The organism is Sphingomicrobium aestuariivivum (genome assembly GCF_024721585.1).
Lineage (GTDB): Bacteria > Pseudomonadota > Alphaproteobacteria > Sphingomonadales > Sphingomonadaceae > Sphingomicrobium > Sphingomicrobium aestuariivivum.
On the sequence record NZ_CP102629.1, the window covers coordinates 506514 to 524974 of the forward strand.

At 66.8% G+C, this 18461-nt stretch carries 19 protein-coding genes; 12 read left to right on the top strand and 7 right to left on the bottom strand.

Annotated features, from left to right (window positions below):
* Positions 1 to 44 precede the first annotated feature (44 nt).
* A complete protein-coding gene (locus NUW81_RS02465; protein ID WP_245110069.1) occupies positions 45 to 704 on the top strand; it encodes a glutathione S-transferase family protein in 660 nt (219 codons plus the stop codon).
* The gene (gene dapE, locus NUW81_RS02470; protein WP_245110071.1) at positions 701 to 1828 is read left to right on the top strand and encodes a succinyl-diaminopimelate desuccinylase; all 1128 of its coding nucleotides are present in this window, start codon (positions 701 to 703) and stop codon (positions 1826 to 1828) included. The genes NUW81_RS02465 and dapE overlap by 4 nt, the downstream gene beginning before the upstream one ends.
* 3 nt (positions 1829 to 1831) lie before the next feature.
* Here the strand turns inward: dapE and NUW81_RS02475 are convergent, their stop codons facing one another.
* The 4 genes from NUW81_RS02475 to NUW81_RS02490 form a co-directional block, all read right to left on the bottom strand.
* Positions 1832 to 3538: a putative bifunctional diguanylate cyclase/phosphodiesterase gene (locus NUW81_RS02475; RefSeq protein ID WP_245110074.1), complete on the bottom strand. Its 1707-nt coding sequence runs from the start codon at positions 3536 to 3538 to the stop codon at positions 1832 to 1834.
* A gap of 115 nt (positions 3539 to 3653) precedes the next feature.
* Positions 3654 to 4226: a Smr/MutS family protein gene (locus NUW81_RS02480; protein ID WP_245110076.1), complete on the bottom strand. Its 573-nt coding sequence runs from the start codon at positions 4224 to 4226 to the stop codon at positions 3654 to 3656.
* Positions 4207 to 5376, bottom strand: a complete 1170-nt coding sequence (gene mltA / locus NUW81_RS02485; protein ID WP_245110078.1) for a murein transglycosylase A — start codon at positions 5374 to 5376, stop codon at positions 4207 to 4209. The genes NUW81_RS02480 and mltA overlap by 20 nt, the downstream gene beginning before the upstream one ends.
* Positions 5373 to 6026, bottom strand: coding sequence for a Tim44/TimA family putative adaptor protein (locus tag NUW81_RS02490; protein ID WP_245110080.1), 654 nt, complete (start codon positions 6024 to 6026; stop codon positions 5373 to 5375). Before NUW81_RS02490 ends, mltA begins: the two co-directional genes overlap by 4 nt.
* 207 nt (positions 6027 to 6233) lie before the next feature.
* On the opposite strand from NUW81_RS02490, the gene secB reads away from it, so the two are divergent.
* The 4 genes from secB to NUW81_RS02510 all read left to right on the top strand — a co-directional run bounded on the left by secB (position 6234) and on the right by NUW81_RS02510 (position 10192).
* Entirely contained in the window at positions 6234 to 6809 is a 576-nt protein-coding gene (secB, locus tag NUW81_RS02495; protein WP_376741956.1) for a protein-export chaperone SecB, read from the top strand.
* A gap of 18 nt (positions 6810 to 6827) precedes the next feature.
* Positions 6828 to 8396 carry a murein biosynthesis integral membrane protein MurJ gene (gene murJ, locus NUW81_RS02500; protein WP_245110083.1) on the top strand — a complete coding sequence of 523 codons (1569 nt, stop codon included), beginning with the start codon at positions 6828 to 6830 and terminating at the stop codon, positions 8394 to 8396.
* A complete protein-coding gene (trpS, locus tag NUW81_RS02505) occupies positions 8397 to 9395 on the top strand; it encodes a tryptophan--tRNA ligase (protein ID WP_245110085.1) in 999 nt (332 codons plus the stop codon).
* Positions 9396 to 9508: 113 nt separating this feature from the next.
* The gene (locus NUW81_RS02510; protein ID WP_245110087.1) at positions 9509 to 10192 is read left to right on the top strand and encodes a DUF4136 domain-containing protein; all 684 of its coding nucleotides are present in this window, start codon (positions 9509 to 9511) and stop codon (positions 10190 to 10192) included.
* Positions 10193 to 10279: 87 nt separating this feature from the next.
* Here the strand turns inward: NUW81_RS02510 and dnaA are convergent, their stop codons facing one another.
* From dnaA to mutM, 3 genes are all read right to left on the bottom strand, one after another.
* The gene (gene dnaA, locus NUW81_RS02515; RefSeq protein ID WP_245110089.1) at positions 10280 to 11677 is read right to left on the bottom strand and encodes a chromosomal replication initiator protein DnaA; all 1398 of its coding nucleotides are present in this window, start codon (positions 11675 to 11677) and stop codon (positions 10280 to 10282) included.
* Between the two features lie 433 nt (positions 11678 to 12110).
* A complete protein-coding gene (rpsT, locus tag NUW81_RS02520; RefSeq protein ID WP_245110092.1) occupies positions 12111 to 12374 on the bottom strand; it encodes a 30S ribosomal protein S20 in 264 nt (87 codons plus the stop codon).
* 128 nt (positions 12375 to 12502) lie between these two features.
* The gene (mutM, locus tag NUW81_RS02525) at positions 12503 to 13315 is read right to left on the bottom strand and encodes a bifunctional DNA-formamidopyrimidine glycosylase/DNA-(apurinic or apyrimidinic site) lyase (RefSeq protein ID WP_245110094.1); all 813 of its coding nucleotides are present in this window, start codon (positions 13313 to 13315) and stop codon (positions 12503 to 12505) included.
* Between the two features lie 73 nt (positions 13316 to 13388).
* Here mutM and NUW81_RS02530 point away from each other — a divergent pair, with 73 nt between their 5' ends.
* Genes NUW81_RS02530 through NUW81_RS02555 form a run of 6 tightly spaced genes read left to right on the top strand, consistent with a single transcriptional unit; the run spans position 13389 to position 18460 of the window.
* Positions 13389 to 14120, top strand: a complete 732-nt coding sequence (locus tag NUW81_RS02530) for a class I SAM-dependent methyltransferase (RefSeq protein ID WP_245110096.1) — start codon at positions 13389 to 13391, stop codon at positions 14118 to 14120.
* Positions 14120 to 15652: a 2-polyprenylphenol 6-hydroxylase gene (gene ubiB, locus NUW81_RS02535; RefSeq protein ID WP_245110099.1), complete on the top strand. Its 1533-nt coding sequence runs from the start codon at positions 14120 to 14122 to the stop codon at positions 15650 to 15652. Before NUW81_RS02530 ends, ubiB begins: the two co-directional genes overlap by 1 nt.
* Positions 15653 to 16066, top strand: a complete 414-nt coding sequence (locus tag NUW81_RS02540; protein ID WP_245110102.1) for a hypothetical protein — start codon at positions 15653 to 15655, stop codon at positions 16064 to 16066. It begins immediately after the preceding gene.
* Positions 16066 to 17259, top strand: coding sequence for a bifunctional phosphopantothenoylcysteine decarboxylase/phosphopantothenate--cysteine ligase CoaBC (coaBC, locus tag NUW81_RS02545; protein WP_245110105.1), 1194 nt, complete (start codon positions 16066 to 16068; stop codon positions 17257 to 17259). Before NUW81_RS02540 ends, coaBC begins: the two co-directional genes overlap by 1 nt.
* Entirely contained in the window at positions 17256 to 17699 is a 444-nt protein-coding gene (gene dut, locus NUW81_RS02550) for a dUTP diphosphatase (protein WP_245110108.1), read from the top strand. The genes coaBC and dut overlap by 4 nt, the downstream gene beginning before the upstream one ends.
* The gene (locus NUW81_RS02555) at positions 17696 to 18460 is read left to right on the top strand and encodes a HesA/MoeB/ThiF family protein (protein ID WP_245110110.1); all 765 of its coding nucleotides are present in this window, start codon (positions 17696 to 17698) and stop codon (positions 18458 to 18460) included. The genes dut and NUW81_RS02555 overlap by 4 nt, the downstream gene beginning before the upstream one ends.
* The last annotated feature ends 1 nt before the right edge of the window (position 18461 follow it).

Genomic DNA, 18461 nt, shown 5'->3' on the forward strand with positions numbered 1-18461 from the left:
ATGCGCCGGATACGCCCCCTTCCCTAGCCGACAAAGGCCTATTGATGAAACTGATCATCGGCAACCGCGCCTATTCCTCCTGGTCGATGCGCGCCTGGCTGGCGCTCAAGGCCTCGGGCCTCCAATTCGAGGAACTGGTCGTGCCGATGTTCAACGAGGAATGGGAAAAAGCGCGCGAGGGCAATGAATTCGCGGCCTCGGGCGGCAAAGTGCCGATCCTGTGGGACGGCGACACCATCATCTGGGACAGCCTCGCCATCATCGAGACCTGCGCCGAGCGCTGCGACTATCGCTTCTGGCCCGAGGATCCCGAGCGCCGCGGCATGGCCCGCTCGATGGCCGCCGAAATGCACGCCGGCTTCCCCGCGATCCGCCGCGCGATGCCGATGAACGTCAAGAAGCGCGTGAAGGACCATATCCTCTCGCCCGACGAGATCGAGGAAGTGAACCGCCTCCTCAACCTTTGGGCGCAGGCCCGCGCGCGGCGCACCGGCGATGGCGACTATCTCTTCGGCGACTGGAGCGCGGTCGACATGATGTTCGCGCCCGTCATCACCCGTTTCGCCACCTACAAGGTGCCCATGCCCAACTTCGCGGCCGAATATGCCAGCGCGGTCCTCCACCACGCCCATGTCGTCGAGTGGATCGAACTGGCGCAGGAAGAGCCGTGGGAAATCACCGCTTACGAACCGGAGAACCAGTGACCGATCCCGTCCAGCTCGCCGCCGACCTCATTGCCGTCAAGTCCGTCACCCCCGCCAGGGGCGAGGTGTTCGACGTGCTCGAGGACGCGCTCCGCCCGATGGGCTTCACCTGCCACCGCTTCGTACTCGGCGAGGAGCCCGACGGGCCGACCGAGAATATGGTCGCGATCCGCGAAACGGGTGTCGAGGGTCCGCACTTCGCCTTTGCCGGCCATCTCGACGTCGTCCCCGCGGGCGAGGGTTGGGCGCATGACCCCTACACCCCCGTGATCGAGGACGGCATCCTCTACGGGCGCGGCGCCTGCGACATGAAGAGCGCGATCGCCGCCTATGTCGCCGCGCTTGGCCAGCGGCTCCCCGAAAAGGGCACCCAGTCGCTGCTCATCACCGGCGACGAGGAAGGCTATGCCACCTATGGGACGCCGCGCATCGTCGACTGGCTGAAGGAGCATGGGGTGAAGCCCGACATGTGCCTGATCGGCGAACCGACCAGCGTCGATACCTTGGGCGACACGGTGAAGATCGGCCGCCGCGGCTCCTTGAACGTGTGGATCGAGATGCCCGGCCACCAAGGCCATGTCGCCTACCCCCATCTCGCCGACAATCCGATCCCTTCCCTCGCGCGGATCATCAAGGATCTCGACGAATGGGTGATCGACAATGGCAATGAGGCCTTCCAGCCCTCGAACCTCGAATTCGTCGCGCTGAAGACGCCGACCGACGCCTCCAACGTCATCCCGGGCAGCGCCACCGCACAATTGAACATCCGCTTCACCAGCCTGCACAAGGGCGCCGAACTGGCCGATGCGCTCTCGGACCGCGTCCATGCGCTGGTGCCCGAGGCTCGGGTGAAGACCCGCGTGTCGGGCGAGAGCTTCCTCACCCCGCCGGGCGAGCTCTATGACGTGGTCGTCGCCGCCATCAAGGACGAGACGGGCATCGACACCGACCTGTCGACCAAGGGCGGCACGTCGGACGGTCGCTTCCTCATCGAAATCTGTCCGGTGATCGATTTCGGCCTGCCGAATGCCACCATGCACAAGGTTGGCGAGGCAGCAGCCGTCGAGGACATCCGCGCCCTCAGCCGCATCTACGAACGGGTGATCGCGAAGGTCTTCGCCTAGGATCTAGGCGACGCTGTCGCCGCCCGAGGCCACGAGGCGCGGGCCCTTGCGGTTCTCGGCATTGTCGAGCCAGGTGAAGAACTCGTCCTCGTTCATCGGCGGGGCGAAGACATAGCCCTGCACGACCTGCGCGCCCATGGTGCGCAGGATATCGGCCTGCGCGGCATTCTCGATCGCCTCGGCGACGATGTCGGCGCCGACGGCATGCACGAGCGTGATGACCGACTGGACGATGTTGCGCGCTTTTTCCGAGCGGTCGATGTCGACGACGAGGCTCGGGTCGAGCTTGACGCGGTCGAGCGGCATCGAGCGCAGCCGCGCGATGTTCGAATAGCCGGTGCCGAAATCGTCGATCGCGATCGTCGCACCGTCGGCGCGCAGCGCGGCCATGGCGGCGATCTGCTCGTCCGAACAGCGCATCGCGGCGGTCTCGCTGAATTCCAGTTCGACGAGGCTCAAGGACACGTCGCGCGCCTCGAATGCCTCGCGCACGCGGGCGAAGAAGTCGCCGCGCTCGAGCTGGCGCGGAGACACGTTGACCGCCACGCGGCGAACGCGGCCACGCTGCTTCCACTGCGAGAGGATGTCGGCGGTCTCGCCCAGCACCCAGTCACCGATGTCGGTGATGACGCCGCAGCTTTCGGCGACCTCGATGAAGTCCGAGGGGCGCGCCACATTACCGCGCGGGTGGTTCCAGCGCAGCAGCGCCTCGGCGCCGGTCACTTCACCCGTACGCAGGCTCATCTGCGGCTGCAGCGCAAGGCTGAACTCGCCGCGTTCGAGCGCTTCGGTCAGCGCACGTTCGGTCTCGACCTTATGCTCGTGCTTCTTCGCGAGCGCGTTGGAAAAGAGGACATATTGCCCGCCGCCCATGCTCTTGGCCTGGTACATGGCGATATCGGCCGCGCGCATCAGCTTCTCGACGCTGTCGCCATGTCCGGGCGCGATCGCCACGCCGACCGAGGCCCCGATGTCGATCGAATGGCCATGCAGTTCGAAGGGCTCGGCGATGGCAAGGCAGATGCGGCGCGCGATGCGCTCGACCTGCGGCGCCTCGAGCCCGCACAGGAAAATGGTGAATTCATCGCCCGCGAGGCGCGCCACCAGCGGGCGTGCCAGCGCGTCGCTGTCGGTCTCGGCCGACACCACGATGCGCAGCCGATTGGCGACCATCGTCAGGAGCTGGTCGCCGCGCGCATGGCCGAGGCTGTCGTTGACGCTCTTGAAGCGGTCGAGATCGACGAACAGCATCGCCGAGCCGCCCTTGTCGCAAGTGGCCAGAAGCTTGTCGGCCTCGCCGCGGAAATGCAGCCGGTTGGGCAGCGAGGTGACGGGATCGAACATGCCCAGCGCATGCGCATTGTCGATCGAGGCACGCACCTCGGCGAACAGCTTGTCGACTGCCTGCGCGACCGCGGGCATGCTTTGCTGCACGATCTTCGGCGCGGGGCTGGTCAGGTCGCCATCCTCGACCGCGAGCAGGCGGTCGCCCAGCGCGGACAGCGCCCGCGCGCTTTCCGAATTGGGTCGCTCGGAGGCGATATAGCAGATGAGGAGACAGAAAGTGCCGGCCACGAGGCTGGCGACGATCTTCTCGTCCAGTTCGGTAAGATAGAGTAGCGCCGCGAGGCTGAAGACGAACGACGCCAGACCCGCCGCTCCGGAGAGCAGCGCATTGGCGCATTTCTGGGCCTTTGCCTTGTCCATCATCGTCTCACCTGACCCCTGCTTGGTACGCCTGCGGAACGAACGCACTCCAACCGAGCAGGATTGATCTAGATCATGAGGGTTAAGAAACCGTCACACTTTGACGAAGGGTGTCGGCTCAACGACTCCGGCGCAGGACGAGGTAGAGCGCGCCGCGCCCGCCATGACGCGGCGAGGCGGCGCGAACGGCAGCGATCGCGTCGGCATGGCGCGAGGCCGACAGCCAGCCCTCCACCGCCGCACGGATCTTGCCGCGCGCGATGGGCGGCTCGCCCTTGGGGGCATGGCCGGTGATGAGGAGGACGAGCCGGTCGCCCGCGCGGATCGCCTGTTCGATGCCGCGGTCGATGGCATGCCAGGCATGGTCGAGCGTATGGCCATGCAGGTCGATCACGCGGTCGGGCGCCGCCTTGCCCTGCCGGAGCCTTTTGTCCCAGCCGCCGTCGAGGGTGGCATCCTGATGCGTGCGCACCGGTGGCGGCACGACGAGCGGTGGTTCACGCCGGACCGCGGCAGCGGCGCGGGCGCGCTGGCGCTCGCTCTTGGGCGGCATCCTCGGCGGTGGCGGCGGTCGGTTGGGCTTTTGCGCCGGATCGCTCGCCGCCGCCTTGCGCGGCTCGCGCGACAGGGGCTCGACGGTCGCCACGACCTTGGCCCACAGCGCCTTTTCCTCAGGGCCGAGCGAGCGCACGGCTGACTGCCGACCGTGGCAGGAGGAGGAGCGCCTTGCCGTCCGAGGACATGACGCCCGCGACGCGCTTGGCGGCGGGCCCTGCGCCCCAGAAGGTGTCGAAGCGGTTGGCGCCCTTGATCGCGCCGCCCGTGTCCTGCGCGACCCACAGGCCGTCGGCCGCGTCATTGTCCATGTCGAGCCAGACGGGCGCGCCCAGCGGCACGAATTTCGGATCCGCCGCCACGCTGCCCACCGGCACAACCGGCACTTCGAGCGCGCCCAGCGGCCCCTCGCCCTCGAGCACGCGGAAGAAGACGTAGGACGGGTTCTCGTTCATCAGCGCCTGCCCCCGCGCAGGGTCGGCGCGCAGCCAGTTCTGCAGGCTGTCGAGCGTGATCGTCCCGCTTTCCATCAATCCGCGCTCGCGCAGCAGTCGGCCGATGGCGACATATTCATGGCCGTTCTGGCCGGCATAGCCGATGCGCACCACCTCGCCGTCGGGCATGCGGAGGCGGCCCGACCCCTGGATCTGCAGGAAAAAGAGATCGACGGGGTCGGCATAGCCGAGTTCGAGCCCGCGCCCGTCGAGCGCCCCCGCCTCGATCTCGGCGCGGTCGTAATAGCGCAAAAAGGCGCCCGTTTCGTCATAGCGGCCCCGCCCCTCGCCCGATCCGTCGCTGAAGGCGGCGCGGGTGAGGTCTTGCGGAAGCGCATGGACGGGCGCCGACAATTCGGGCGTGGCCGTGCGGCTGCCCGCGATCTCGGGTTCGAAATAGCCGGTGGCAAAGGCCGTGCCGTCGCCGATCTCGGTCCAGGCGAAGCGCGAGGCGAAGAAGGCGGTGGCGCCCGCGGGATCGAGCGTCTCCGCCTCGGCGCACAGCGGCGCCCAGTCGGCCTGTGTCGTCAGCCCGCTCGCATCGGTCCGCGCGAGCAGCTTGGGGCAGGAGGTGATGAAGGCCTCGAGCGCACGGCGCGCCTCTTCGCCGCGCGGACTCTTGGCAGGCACGAGGCGCAAACCGGCCTCGAGCGCATTTTCATAAGTCGGCTCGGGAGCTTCGACGGTGGGCGCAGGCTCGGGCGTCCCGGCAACCGGCGGCGTGCTGGTGCAGGCGGCAAGGAGGAGCGCCAGCGAACAGCCGGCGCCGCGCGTCAATCCCGCCGCGCTCATGCCTCTTCGTCGGTCTCGACGAGGATCCAGTTGGGGTCGGCCGACGCGATGTCGCGGCGGAAGGTCCAGCGGTCGCGGGTCTGCACCGCATCGTCCATCGAACCCGCGACGACATTGCCGTCGGCATCGCGCGTCACCGCGGCGATATCGGCCTCGAAGCGGACGACGAGTTCGGCGACCGAGCGGTCGAGGCTGGCGCCGGTGATGATCGCCTGGTCGATGTTGATGAGGCGGTTGTCGAGCGTCAGCCCCTGTGCATTACGGGCATCCACCGCGCCCTGGAAGGCGTCATGGACATTGTCGTCGATGAATTCCTTCACCGCATCGAGGTCGCCCTGCCAGAATTTCTCGAGGATCATGCGATAGGCGCCCTGCGCGCCCTCGAGGAAGCGGGCAACGTCGAAACCGGGGTCGGCGGCAAGCAGCGCACGCACGCCCGGCCCCGCGAGCGGGACATAGGACATGCTGTCGGCATCGGCGGTGAGGCTGGCGGCGGCCGTGGCCGGCTTGGCCTTCTCCTCGACCCGCGGCTCGGCCTCGGGAGCCTTCACGAGCGGGGTCTGCTCATGCCCCGTGCGTTCGCCCAGCACGCTGAACAGGCGAAGCCCGATGAACAGGGCGACAAGGGCGAGGATGACGAGTGCGGTCAAGTTGCTGTTACCTCATGTTTCGCGGGTTACGTCTCGACCCTAACATAGGGGTCTTAACCGCGGCTTTCAAAGTCCGGCGTATCGGTGTCAACGCACGAAAGGCGCGTTGCGTCGCATGCCTCGGACTGCTAGGCCGCCGAGCGACTTGTGACAAGGGAAACCGTAGCGGTCTTCCCGAACGAAAATATAGTGGAAAGACTTCAGATCATGGCCGACGAAACGCCGACCCCGGAAACTCCCGAAACCCCGAATGCCACCCCGCAGGGCATGGCCGGCCAGCCGGGCGCCGACGCGCCGCAGTTCGCCAACATCGCGCAGTACGTCAAGGATCTCTCGGTCGAGAATCCCAACGCCCCCAAGTCGTTCCAGTACAAGGGCCAGCCCAAGATCGACCTCGGCTTCAACATCGAGTTGAACCAGGTCAGCGAGGACGTCCATGAAGTCCTCCTGAAGATCGAAGCCTCGGCCAAGGCCGACGAAGGCACCCAGTTCGTCGTCGACCTGACCTATGGCGGCCTGTTCGGCATCCGCAACATCCCCGCCGAGCAGCTCCAGCCCCTGCTGCTGGTCGAGGCCCCGCGCCTCATCTTCCCCTTCGCACGCCAGGTCATCGCCGACGCCACCGCCCATGCCGGCTTCCAGCCGCTGCTCCTCGAGCCGATCGACTTCGGCGCGATTTTCATGCAGCGCATGGCGCAGGCCCGCGCCCAGCAGGCCGGCCAGCAGCCGCAGACCGGCGGCGTGTCGGGCGAAGGCGCGCCCGCGCCGACCACCGACGCCTAAGCGACGGATCCAGCGCCCATGAACCTCGTCAAGGCCGGGGGCACCATCGGCGGCCTGACCCTCGTCAGCCGCATCCTCGGCTTCGTGCGCGAGATGGTCTTCAGCCGTGTCATGGGCGCGTCCGCCGCGGCGGACCTGTTCGTCTTCGCCTTCACCATTCCCAACCAGCTGCGCCGGTTGCTTGGTGAAGGCGCCTTTTCCCAGGGTTTCGTGCCGCTCTTCGCCCGCCTCGTCGGCAAGGACGGCGATCTCGACGATGCCAAGCGCTTCGCCGAGGAAGTGCAGGCGGTGTTCCTGCCCGCGCTCATCCTCATCACCGCCATCTTCGTCGTCGGCATGCCGCTGGTCGTCGCCGCCATCGCCGACGAAAGCTGGCGTGCCGACCCCGTGCTCTTCGGGCAGGCGGTCGACCTTACCCGCATCACCTTCCCCTATCTCATCTTCATCGCGCTGGTCGCGTTGTTCAGCGGCATCCTCAACTCGCTCTCGCGCTTTGCCGTCGCCGCCTTCGTGCCCGCGCTCCTCAACGTCGCGCTGGTCGGCGCGCTCCTGCTGGTCGACGACGGCGGGCTGGTCACTGCCCGCGCGCTCGCCTGGGGGGTGATCGTCGGCGGTGTCATCCAGCTCGGCACGCTGGTCATCGCCACGCGCCGCGCCGGCCTTGCGCTCAAGATCCTGCCGCCGCGCATGACGCCGCGGGTGAAGGAACTCCTGAAACTCATGGTCCCCGCCACCATCGCGGCGGGCGGCTATTATATCAGCCAGCTCTTCTACCTGAAGTTCGCGACCCGCCTGCCCGACGGCAGCCTCGTGTACCTCTCCCAGGCCGACCGCCTCAACCAGCTCCCGCTGGCACTCATCGGTTCGGCCATCGGCGTCGCCATCCTGCCCGCCATCAGCCGCCACATCGGGCAGGCGGAGCACCGCCAGGCCTCCAACGTGCAGAGCCGCGCGACCGAGCTCGCCATGCTCCTCACCCTGCCCGCGACCATCGCGCTCATTGTCATCGCGGGGCCGATCATGACCGTCCTGTTCGAAGGCGGCCGCTTCACCGAGGAAGATGCCGCCGTCTCGGGCGCGGTGCTGTCCTACATGGTCCTCGGCCTGCCCGCCTATGTCATGATCAAGATCCTCGCGCCGGGCTTCTTCGCGCGCAAGGACATGAAGACGCCTGCCTATATCACCATGTCGACCCTCGCCTTGTCGGTCGCCATCTGGTTCGGTTTCATCGACGAGATGGGCATCGTGATCCTGCCCATCGGCACCGCCATCGCGGCCTGGGTCAACGCCCTCACCCTTTACGTCCTCCTCCACCGCCGCGGCCATTTCAGCTTCGAGCCCTGGCTCGTCGCACGCCTTCTCAAGCAGATTTTCTGCGCAGGGGTCATGGCCGCCATCCTCTATGTCCTGTCCGAGATGGTCTTCGCCGACTGGTTCGCCGCCGGCGCGGGTCGCCGCAGCATCGCGCTGCTCGTCACCTGCGGCGCGGGCGGCCTCGCCTATCTCGTCCTCGCCTGGGTGATCGGCGCGATGGACAAGAAGGACATCCTCCTCCTCCTCGGCAAATCGAAGTTCAAGGAAGCATAAATGCGCATCGTCTCCGGCATCCAGCCCACGGGTGACCTCCATCTCGGCAACCTCCTTGGCGCGATCCTGCGCTGGACCACGATGCAGGACGATGAAGGCGAGCGCTTCTTCTTCCTCGCCGACCTCCACGCCATCACCGTCGACCACGAGCCCGCGCAGCTCCGCCGCAACGTGCGCGAGATGGCCGCAGCGCTGCTCGCCTCGGGCATCGATCCCGAGCGCTCCACCCTGTTCGCGCAGTCGGACGTCCCCGCCCATGCAGAGCTGCAGTGGCTCCTCGCCTGCACCGCGCGCATGGGCTGGCTCAGCCGCATGACCCAGTTCAAGGCCAAGTCGGGCAAGAACCGCGAGAAGGCCTCTGTGGGCCTGTTCACCTATCCCGTGCTGCAGGCCGCCGACGTCATGCTCTACCAGGCCACCCACGTCCCCGTGGGCGAGGACCAGAAGCAGCATATCGAGCTGGCCCGCGACATCGCCGACAGCTTCAACCATCGCGTCGATGACGAGGTGTTCGCCGCGCCCGCGCCTTACATCGGCACCGGCCGCGCCGCGCGTGTGATGAGCCTCCGGGATGCCTCGAACAAGATGTCCAAGTCCGATCCCTCGGACATGAGCCGCATCAACCTTTCCGACGACGATGATGCGATCCGCACCAAGATCAAGAAGGCGCGCACCGACCCCGAACCGCTGCCCGAGACGCTCGAAGGTCTCGAGGAGCGCGCGGAAGCGCGCAACCTCGTCGGCATCATGGCGGCGGTCACTAATCGCAGCGAGGAGGAGGTGCTGTCCGAATTCGCCGGCCAGGGCTTCGGCGCCTTCAAGCCCGCGCTCGGCGATGCGCTCGTCTCGCTGCTCGCGCCGATCCGCGCCCGCCTCGAGGAATATCGCGCCGATGACAAGCGCCTCGACGCCATCCTCGACGAGGGCGCCGAAAAGGCCCGCCAGACCGCGCAGCCTACGCTCGACAAGGCCTATGCCGCGCTTGGCCTGCGTCGCTGATTTCCCCCGTTACTTAAACGTCGTATAGGCGACTCTAACGCTTCATGGCCGGTTCACGGCCTGATGTGCTATAAGCACGCCAGTTATTCCGTGAACCCAAGGAAGCATGTGCCATGCGTAAACTGTTGAAAGCGACCGCCGCGAGCGTCGCGCTCCTTGGCCTCACCGGCTGTGCGACCGGCTTTCCGGCGCAGGTCAGCCGTTTCCAGGCCATGCCCGCCCCTGCCGGCGAGACCTTCGCCGTCATTCCCATGAACGAAGCCGACGCCGGCGGTCTCGAATTCTCGCGCTATGCCGAGATGGTCGCCGCCGAACTGCGCGAGGAAGGCTATGTCCAGGCCGCCGACCCCGCTTCGGCCACCATGCTGGTCGAGCTTGGCTATGGTGTCGATGACGGCCGCGAGCGCATCGTCGGCAACTATCCTGGCTATCACGACCCGCGCTTCCGCCTCGGCCTCACCTTCGGCCGCTCCTATTACCACCCGTGGTACGGCTATCGCTATGCGCGCCACCCCTATTTCGGGCGTCGCCTCCCTTATTCGTGGGGCTGGGACGATCCCTTCTGGGCCGGTCCGGGCGTGCGCAGCTACACGGAGTATCGCTCGACCGTCGAGGTCGACATCCGCCGTGCCGCCGACAACCAGGCGATCTTCGAAGGCACCGCCAAGGCGCGTAGCCGCACCGACGAGATGGGCGCGCTCGTGCCCAGCCTCATCGAGGCGATGTTTACCGATTTCCCGGGCCGCAACGGCGAGACCGTACGCATCACCGTTAAGCCCGAGGACGCACGCCGCTAAGGTCCCCGCGCCACTCAGGACACCAAAAAACCCGCCCGGTGACCAGACCGGGCGGGTTTTTCTTTTCCCCCTTATGGAGGGACGAACCTAGTTTTCCAGCTGGCGCGTGAGCAGCCGGATGTCGGCGTCGAGCTCGGCATCGGCGGCCCGCAGGCTCTCGATACGCTTGACGGCATGGATCACGGTCGTGTGGTCGCGCCCGCCGAAGCGCCGTCCGATATCCGGCAGCGACTTGGGCGTCAGCTGCTTGGACAGGTACATGGCGACCTGCCTCGGGCGGGCCACTTCGCGGGCGCGTCTCGCGGAAGTCATCTCGGCCTTGCGGATCGAGAAATGGGCGGCAACCTTGGTCTGGATCTCGTCGATCGAGATGCGGCGCTGGTTGGCGCGCAGCACGTTGGCGAGCACTTCCTCGACGAAGGGCACGTCGATGGCGCGGCCGGTCATCATCGCATAAGCGGCGATGCGGTTGAGCGCGCCTTCGAGTTCGCGGATCGAATTGGTGATGCGGCGGGCGAGGAATTCGACCACGGCCTCGGGCATGTCGACGCCCGGCAGCCCATCGAGCTTCGACCGGAGGATGTTGTAGCGCAGCTCGTAATCGGCGGCGTTGATGTCGGCGACGAGGCCCCACGACAGGCGCGACAGGATGCGCGGCTCGATGCCGTCGAGGTCCTGCGGCGCACGATCCGAGGTAATCACCAGGCGGCGGCCCGCGGTGATGATCTCGTTCATCGTGTGGAAGAACTCTTCCTGCGTCGATTCCTTGCCGGCGATAAACTGGACGTCGTCGACCAGGAGGAGGTCGGCCGAGCGCAGCTTCTGCTTGAAGGCGATGGTGTCATTCTCGCGCAGCGCGCGGACGAACTCGACCATGAACTTTTCCGCCGACATGCTGACGACCAGCGCGTCGGGATGCTGCTCGAGGAAGGCCTGCCCGATGGCGTGCAGGAGGTGCGTCTTGCCGCGACCGGTGCCACCATGGATGAACAGCGGGTTGAAGGCGACGGTATCGCTATTGGCCAGCGTGCGCGCGGCGGTCGCGGCGACTTCATTGGCCTTGCCGATGACGAAATGTTCGAAATCGTAGCGATTGTCGAAATTGGGACGCGGATGCTTGGGCGCGGCCTTCGCCGGCGCCGGCGCCGGCGTCTCTTCGACGGTCGGCTCGAGGATCAGCATCGGGCTCGGACGCGGTGCGCCTTCGGCGGGGATGAGGTTGACCTCGCGCACCAGCGGCAGCGTGTGGCGCCAGGCCAGCGACAGGCGGTCGCCGAAGTGCGACTTCACCCAGTCGGCCATGAACTGCGAGGGAAGGAGGATGTCGAGCGCGCCCGATTCGGGTTCGAAATGCCCCAGTTCGGCAGGCTTCAGCCAGCCGTCGAACGTGCGCGCGCCAAGATCCTTGCGAAGGTTCTCGCGGATGCTCTTCCACGCTGCCTCGAGCGGCGCTTCCGTGCCCATCTCGCTGCCCTGCGGACGCATAGCTTCACCTTCGCCTTGCACTGGCTCGCGCCTCCCCGTCAAACATGCAATTGGCACAGCGGTTCTGTTGCCCGGAATCGCGTTAACGCGACCCGTGCCCGTGACTACCGGCTCTACCTTGCCCCCCGGGGCGGAATCGCCGCCGGAGTGATGTTTGTAAGTGGACTGTCGGGCATCGTTCAAGACCCGTTTTTTCATTTTGATGAAATAAAGTCTATTGACAGCGCAAAGCCGCGAAAAATCGAATAATTAGCAGTTTTCCGCCCTTTATTGATCCGCGTCCGAAGCGGCGGGGAGACGAATCATTGGAAAGGCTGGACTTTTTCCGGACACCAAAATGAAACGGACCGCCGGGTCTCCCCGACGGTCCGTTTCCTTATCGTGGTGAATCCGTTTTTAATCGGAACCGGAACGTCCCGAAACGGATCAACCCTTAGCCGAGCGCGGCGACGCGCTTCGACAGGCGGCTCATCTTACGGGCCGCGGTGTTCTTGTGCATGACACCCTTGGCAACGCCGCGAGCGATCTCGGGCTGGGCGTCGCGAAGCGCCTTCTGGGCTTCGTCCTGCTTGCCATTGGCCAGCGCCGTTTCGACGGCCTTGATGAAGGTGCGGATGCGGCTGACGCGCGCACCGTTGATCTCGGCGCGACGGTCGTTGCGACGGATACGCTTACGTGCCTGCGGCGAATTCGCCATGGATGGACCTCAACTCGTTCGTTTAAAAAGAAAATCGGTGCAAAGCCGCTCTGGCCTGCACCGGCATGGGAGCCCCCTTACCCAAAGCCTCCCTGCCCGTCAAGCATCTGCGCGGCTCTCTCCTGCGCTTAGCGCTGGCACGTCGGGCAATAGAAGGTCGAGCGCCCGCCCTGGACGCGCCGCCGGATCGACCCGCAGCCACGGCGGCAGGGCTCGCCTTCGCGGCCATAGACATCGAAGCTCTTGGAGAAATAGCCGAGCTCGCCATCGGGCTGCGCATAATCGCGCAGGGTCGAGCCGCCCGCCGCCACCGCTTCGGTAAGCACCTCGCCGATCGCCTGTCCGAGGGCCTCCACGCGCCCCGTTCCGATCGAGCCCGCCTTGCGACCCGGTGCGATCCTCGATCGCCACAGCGCCTCGCATACATAAATATTGCCCAGCCCCGCGATCACCCGCTGGTCGAGGAGCGCCAGCTTGATCGCCGTCCCCTTGCCCGCCAGCCGCGCCTTCAGCGCCTTCGCATCCACTTCAGGCAGCGGTTCGGGCCCCATCCCCTCGAAGCCCGCATAATCCCCGATCTCCGATGTCGGCTCGAGATCGACGAATCCGAACCGCCGCGGGTCGTTGAGCGCGAGCCTGCGCCCCGCCCCCGTTTCGAGCAGGAGATGGTCATGCTTGCCGATCTCATGCGGATCGATCCGCCAGCTGCCCGACATGCCGAGATGGAAGACGAGCGTATCGCCGCGATCGGTATCGATGAGGCCATATTTGGCCCGCCGCCACAGCCGTGTCACCGTGGCGCCCGTCAATCGCTGGCCGAGGCCATCGGGAAAGGGTTTGCGCATGTCGGGCCGGCGCACCTCGACCCGCGCGATGCGCTGGCCTTCGAGCACGGGCGCGAGCCCGCGCACGGTGGTTTCCACTTCGGGCAGTTCAGGCATCGGGCATCACTCGCATGAAAAGGGCGCTTAAGACCCGTTCCCCATGCCCTCAACCCCTGCTAGGGCCAAGCCCATGCAGGATCCCGTCTATTTCGGCGACGAACAGGTCGCCCCCGAAGAGAAAACCCAGCGCGTCCACGGCGTCTTCGCCTCGGTCGCGGCGCGCTACGACCTCATGAACGACCTCATGTCGGGCGGCCTCCACCGCCTGTGGAAGGACCGTTTCGTGGCCCGCGTCGCCCCGCGCCGGGCTGAGCGCATCCTCGACATGGCGGGCGGCACCGGGGACATCGCCTTCCGCATGGCGGCCAAGGGCGCCGAGGTCACCGTCGCCGACATCAACGAGCATATGCTCGAGGTCGGCAAGGACCGCGCGAAAAAGCGCGGTATCGAGGGCCTCGCCTGGCGCGTCGAAAATGCCGAGACGCTCGGCCTCGAAGACGCACAGTTCGACGCCTACACCATCGCCTTCGGCATCCGGAACGTCACCGACATCCCTGCGGCGCTCAAGGAAGCGCACCGTGTCCTAAAGCGCGGCGGCCGCTTTTACTGCCTCGAATTCTCGACCAGCGAATGGCCGGGCTTCGGCAATCTCTACGAGGCCTATGCCGAACATCTCATCCCGCGCATCGGCGAAGTCGTCGCGCAGGACCGCGACAGCTACCAGTATCTCGTCGAATCGATCCGCCGCTTCCCGCGCATGCCCGCCTTCGAAAGTATGATCCGCCAGGCCGGCTTCGAGCGCACCGGCTACCAGCCCATCCTCGGCGGCCTCGTCGCCATCCACTGGGGGTGGAAGCTCTAGTGGCCAGTACGCTTACCCATGTCTCGCGTCTCCTGCGCTGGGGGCGCACGCTCGCCCGCCACGGCGCGCTGCGAGGGATCGAGAACGATCCACTGACCCCGCCCAACATGAAACGGCTCCTTCGCCTTGCCCGCTTCGGCCTCAGGCAGCCCGATCAGCCCGACTATGCCGCCGCGCTGCAGGAAATCGGCCCCGCCGCCATCAAGCTGGGACAGGCGCTCGCCACCCGACCCGACCTCGTCGGCGAGGAGGCGGCCGAAAATCTCCTCAGCCTGCAGGACAACCTCCCGCCCGCGCCGATCAGCATCATCGAGCCCGCGGTCGAGAAGGCGCTGGGCGCGCCCATCGACCGACTCTTTGCCGAATTCGCCGAGCATCCCGTCGGCGCCGCCTCGATCGCGCAGGTCCACAGGGCCGTCACCATCGACGGCAAGACCGTTGCGGTGAAGGTCCTGCGTCCCGGCATCGAGGAGCAGTTCGCCGAAGCGCTCGAAACCTATGAATGGGCCGCCGCCCAGCTCGAAGGCTATGGCGGCGACGAAACCCAACGCCTCCGCCCGCGCCAGGTCATCGCCCATTTCCGCCAGTGGACCAACCGCGAATTGGACCTCCAGCGCGAGGCCGCCTCCGCCTCCGAGCTGCGCGAGAATATGGTCGCCGAACCCGGCTTCTACGTCCCCGAGATCGACTGGCGCCGCACCGCGCGCCGCGTCCTCACGATGGAATGGCTCGAAGGCACCAAGCTCACCAAGAAATCGGAACTCGTCGCCAAGGGCCATGACCTCCACGCGCTCTCGCAGATCCTCGTGCGTGGCTTCCTCCGGCAGGCGGTCGTCGACGGCTTCTTCCACGCCGACTTGCACCAGGGCAATCTCATCGCGCTCGATAACGGCCAGCTCGCCGCGGTCGACTTCGGCATCATGGGCCGCATCGACCGGCAGGCCCGCCTGTGGCTCGCCGAAATCCTCTACGGCCTCATCACGGGCAACTACAAACGCGTCGCCGAAATCCATTTCGAGGCGCAATATGTGCCCGCCCATCACAGCGTCGACGAATTCGCCACCGCGCTGCGTGCCGTCGGCGAACCGATTCGCGGCCTGCCGGTGAAGGACATCTCGATCGGGCGCATGCTCGAGGGGCTCTTCTCGATCACCCGCGATTTCGACATGGCGACCCAGCCCCATCTCCTCCTCCTCCAGAAGACGATGGTGATGGAGGAAGGCGTGGTCGTCAGCCTCGATCCCGACATCAACATGTGGGAGGCGGCCGAGCCCTTCCTGCGCGAATGGATCCGCTCGGAGCTCGGCCCCGAGGCGTTCATCGCCGACCGCCTCACCGCGATCCGCCGCGCCTTCCAGAAGCTGCCTCACCTCATCGACAAGATCGACGCCACCTATCCCGAACCGGGCGGTGCCCCGCCCATGCCCCCCTTGCCCGAAGTGCGGCTGATCGAGCGCCCCCGCTGGGGCGGCTACCTCCTCACCGCGCTGATCGCGGGCGCGGCGGGCGCGGGGCTGGTGGCGGTGTTGTAGATGAAGGCGATCCGCTTCCTCCTCGCTGCCATCCTCAGCGCCTGGGCGGGTGGTTTCACCTTCCTGTTCGCCATGACCCTCTACGAAAATGACGGCGCGCCCATGTCGATCATGCTCGAACCGCTCGGCTGGCTCATCGCCATCATGGCGGGCTTCGCTCCTGCGCTGATCGGCGGTATCGTCATGACGGCGGCTTCTGGCGTTTCGGCAAAACTGCGCGCGCCCGCCTCCTGGGCGGTGGCGGGCGCCATTGGCGGCGTGGCCGCGATGCTGATGCTCCCTACCGGCGTGAAGTATGAGCTGCCGCTGCCGGTCCTCGTGGCCAGCGCCATATCGGGGCTGGCGGCAGCGCTCGTTTTCCGCGCCGTGGTGCAATTGCCGCCGCTCGAGCCGCGCATTAGGATCGGCGACTGATGGCCCGACTGCTTCTCATCATCGGCGGGGGGATCGCCGCCTACAAGGCTGCCGAGCTCATCCGCCACGCCCGCAAGGCGGGTCACGAGGTCACGCCCGTCCTGACCGAGGGCGGCGCGCATTTTGTGACGCCCATGAGCCTCGCCGCATTGGCCGAAAGCCCGGTCTACACCAGCCTGTGGGATTTGAAGGACGAGGCCGAGATGGGGCATATCCAGCTCTCCCGCGCTGCCGACCATGTCCTCGTCTGCCCCGCCACCGCCGACATGATCGCCAAGATGGCCGCCGGCATCGCCGACAATCTCGCGACCACGCTGCTGCTGGCCACCGACAAGCCGGTGACCATCGCGCCCGCGATGAACGTGCGCATGTGGGAGCATCCGGCGACCCAGCGCAACATCGCCCAGCTGCGCGCCGACGGCATCACCGTGCTCGATCCCGACGACGGCGCCATGGCCTGCGGCGAGTTCGGACCCGGCCGCCTGCCCGAACCCGAAGCCATCCTCGCCGCGCTGCCAATCGACAAGCCGAGCGCCTCCCCCTTCCGGAATGAAGGCTCGCTTGCCGGCAAGCACATCCTGATCACCGCCGGCCCGACCCACGAGCCGATCGACCCCGTCCGCGTCATTGCCAACCGCAGCTCGGGCAAGCAGGGCTTCGCCATCGCGAGAGCCGCCGCTGCCGCCGGTGCCCGCGTCACCCTCATCGCCGGTCCCGTCTGCCTCGCCACGCCCCCCGGCGTCGCCCGCGTCGACGTCGAGACCGCCGTCCAGATGCGCGATGCGGTGATGAACGCGCTGCCAGCCGACGCCGCCATCATGGTCGCCGCCGTCGCCGACTGGCGTGTCGAGGGTGCGGCCACACAGAAACTCAAGAAGGGCAAGGGCGCGCCCGAGCTGAAGTTCGCGCCCAACCCCGACATCCTCGCCGAACTCGGCCAGCATCCCGACCGCCCCGCCCTCCTCGTCGGTTTCGCCGCCGAGACCAATGACGTGATCGAGAACGCCACGTCGAAGCGGGAGCGCAAGAAGGCCGACTGGATCCTCGCCAACGATGTCTCCGGCGACGTCATGGGCGGCGAGAATAACCGCATCCACCTCGTCACCGCCGATGGTGTCGAGGATTGGGAGCAAGGCTCTAAAGACGCCGCTGCCCAAACCCTTATCGACCGGATTTCACAGGAACTCTCATGACCATTTCGATCCAGCTCGCCCGCCTTCCCCATGGCGAAGGCCTGCCGCTGCCCGCCTACGCCACCCCCGGTGCCGCGGGCATGGACATCCAGAGCGCCGAGGACGTGACCATCCCGCCCGGCGGCCGCCATGCCGTCGCCACCGGCTTCCGCGTCGCCATTCCCGAAGGCTATGAGATCCAGGTCCGCCCGCGTTCGGGTCTCGCCATCAAGCATGGGGTCACCGTCCCCAACACCCCCGGCACCATCGACAGCGACTATCGCGGCGAGCTGAAGGTGCTGCTCATCAACCACGGCCCCGAGGATTTCATGATCGAACGCGGCATGCGCGTCGCCCAGATCGTCCCCGCCGCCGTAACGCAGGCCGCCTTCGTCGAGGTCACCGAACTCGACGAAACGACACGCGGCCATGGTGGCTTCGGGAGCACCGGTACCAAGTGAGCCTGTTCGACGACCCCGACGCGCTGAGCGACGACGAACTCGACCGCTATGCCCGCCACATCGTCCTGCCGATGATCGGCGGCGTCGGGCAGAAGCGGCTGAAGAAAGCCCGCATCGCCCTGATCGGCGCGGGTGGTATCGGCTCGGGCGTCCTGCCCGCGCTGGTCGGCGCCGGCATCGGCCACGTCACGCTGGTCGACGACGATGCCGTCAGCCTCTCCAACCTCCAGCGCCAGTGGCTCTTCACGACCGGCGACGTCGGGGCGGCAAAGGCACCCCTCGCCCGCCGCTTCGCCGAAGCGCGCAACCCGCATGTCCACATCGACGCGCACGGCGTGAAGGTCACTGCCGATAACGTCGGCGACCTCCTCACCGGCCACGATCTCGTCATCGACGGCACCGACAATTTTGCCACCCGCCTGCTCGTCAGCGACACATGCGTGGCACTCGGCATCCCGCTGATCAGCGCCGCCGCGCAGCAGCTCCAGGGGCAGATCGGCCTGTGGCGCGGCGAGCCCTGCTACCGCTGCTTCGTCGGCGATGCCTTCGATGCCGAGGATTGCGACACCTGCGCCGAAACCGGCGTGGTTGGCGCGCTCACCGGCATGGTCGGCAACATGGCCGCGCTGATGGCGATCCGCCTGATCTGCGACATCGGCGATGAAGGCGCCGGGCGCCTCCATCTCTACGACGGGCTCGCCAACAGCTGGCGCGCCATCTCCATCCCCGCCGACCCGGCCTGCCGGGCCTGCGGGGGCTAGG

Excerpts from the sequence above, each read along its gene's own strand:
- secB (WP_376741956.1), top strand. The coding sequence starts at position 6,234 with ATGGCCGACGAAACGCCGACCCCGGAAACTCCCGAAACCCCGAATGCC.
- dut (WP_245110108.1), top strand. The coding sequence starts at position 17,256 with ATGACCATTTCGATCCAGCTCGCCCGCCTTCCCCATGGCGAAGGCCTG.
- NUW81_RS02465 (WP_245110069.1), top strand. The coding sequence starts at position 45 with ATGAAACTGATCATCGGCAACCGCGCCTATTCCTCCTGGTCGATGCGC.
- trpS (WP_245110085.1), top strand. The coding sequence starts at position 8,397 with ATGCGCATCGTCTCCGGCATCCAGCCCACGGGTGACCTCCATCTCGGC.
- mutM (WP_245110094.1), bottom strand. The coding sequence starts at position 13,315 with ATGCCTGAACTGCCCGAAGTGGAAACCACCGTGCGCGGGCTCGCGCCC.
- NUW81_RS02510 (WP_245110087.1), top strand. The coding sequence starts at position 9,509 with ATGCGTAAACTGTTGAAAGCGACCGCCGCGAGCGTCGCGCTCCTTGGC.
- NUW81_RS02530 (WP_245110096.1), top strand. The coding sequence starts at position 13,389 with ATGCAGGATCCCGTCTATTTCGGCGACGAACAGGTCGCCCCCGAAGAG.
- coaBC (WP_245110105.1), top strand. The coding sequence starts at position 16,066 with ATGGCCCGACTGCTTCTCATCATCGGCGGGGGGATCGCCGCCTACAAG.
- mltA (WP_245110078.1), bottom strand. The coding sequence starts at position 5,376 with ATGAGCGCGGCGGGATTGACGCGCGGCGCCGGCTGTTCGCTGGCGCTC.
- NUW81_RS02475 (WP_245110074.1), bottom strand. The coding sequence starts at position 3,538 with ATGATGGACAAGGCAAAGGCCCAGAAATGCGCCAATGCGCTGCTCTCC.
- dnaA (WP_245110089.1), bottom strand. The coding sequence starts at position 11,677 with ATGCGTCCGCAGGGCAGCGAGATGGGCACGGAAGCGCCGCTCGAGGCA.
- murJ (WP_245110083.1), top strand. The coding sequence starts at position 6,828 with ATGAACCTCGTCAAGGCCGGGGGCACCATCGGCGGCCTGACCCTCGTC.
- rpsT (WP_245110092.1), bottom strand. The coding sequence starts at position 12,374 with ATGGCGAATTCGCCGCAGGCACGTAAGCGTATCCGTCGCAACGACCGT.
- NUW81_RS02540 (WP_245110102.1), top strand. The coding sequence starts at position 15,653 with ATGAAGGCGATCCGCTTCCTCCTCGCTGCCATCCTCAGCGCCTGGGCG.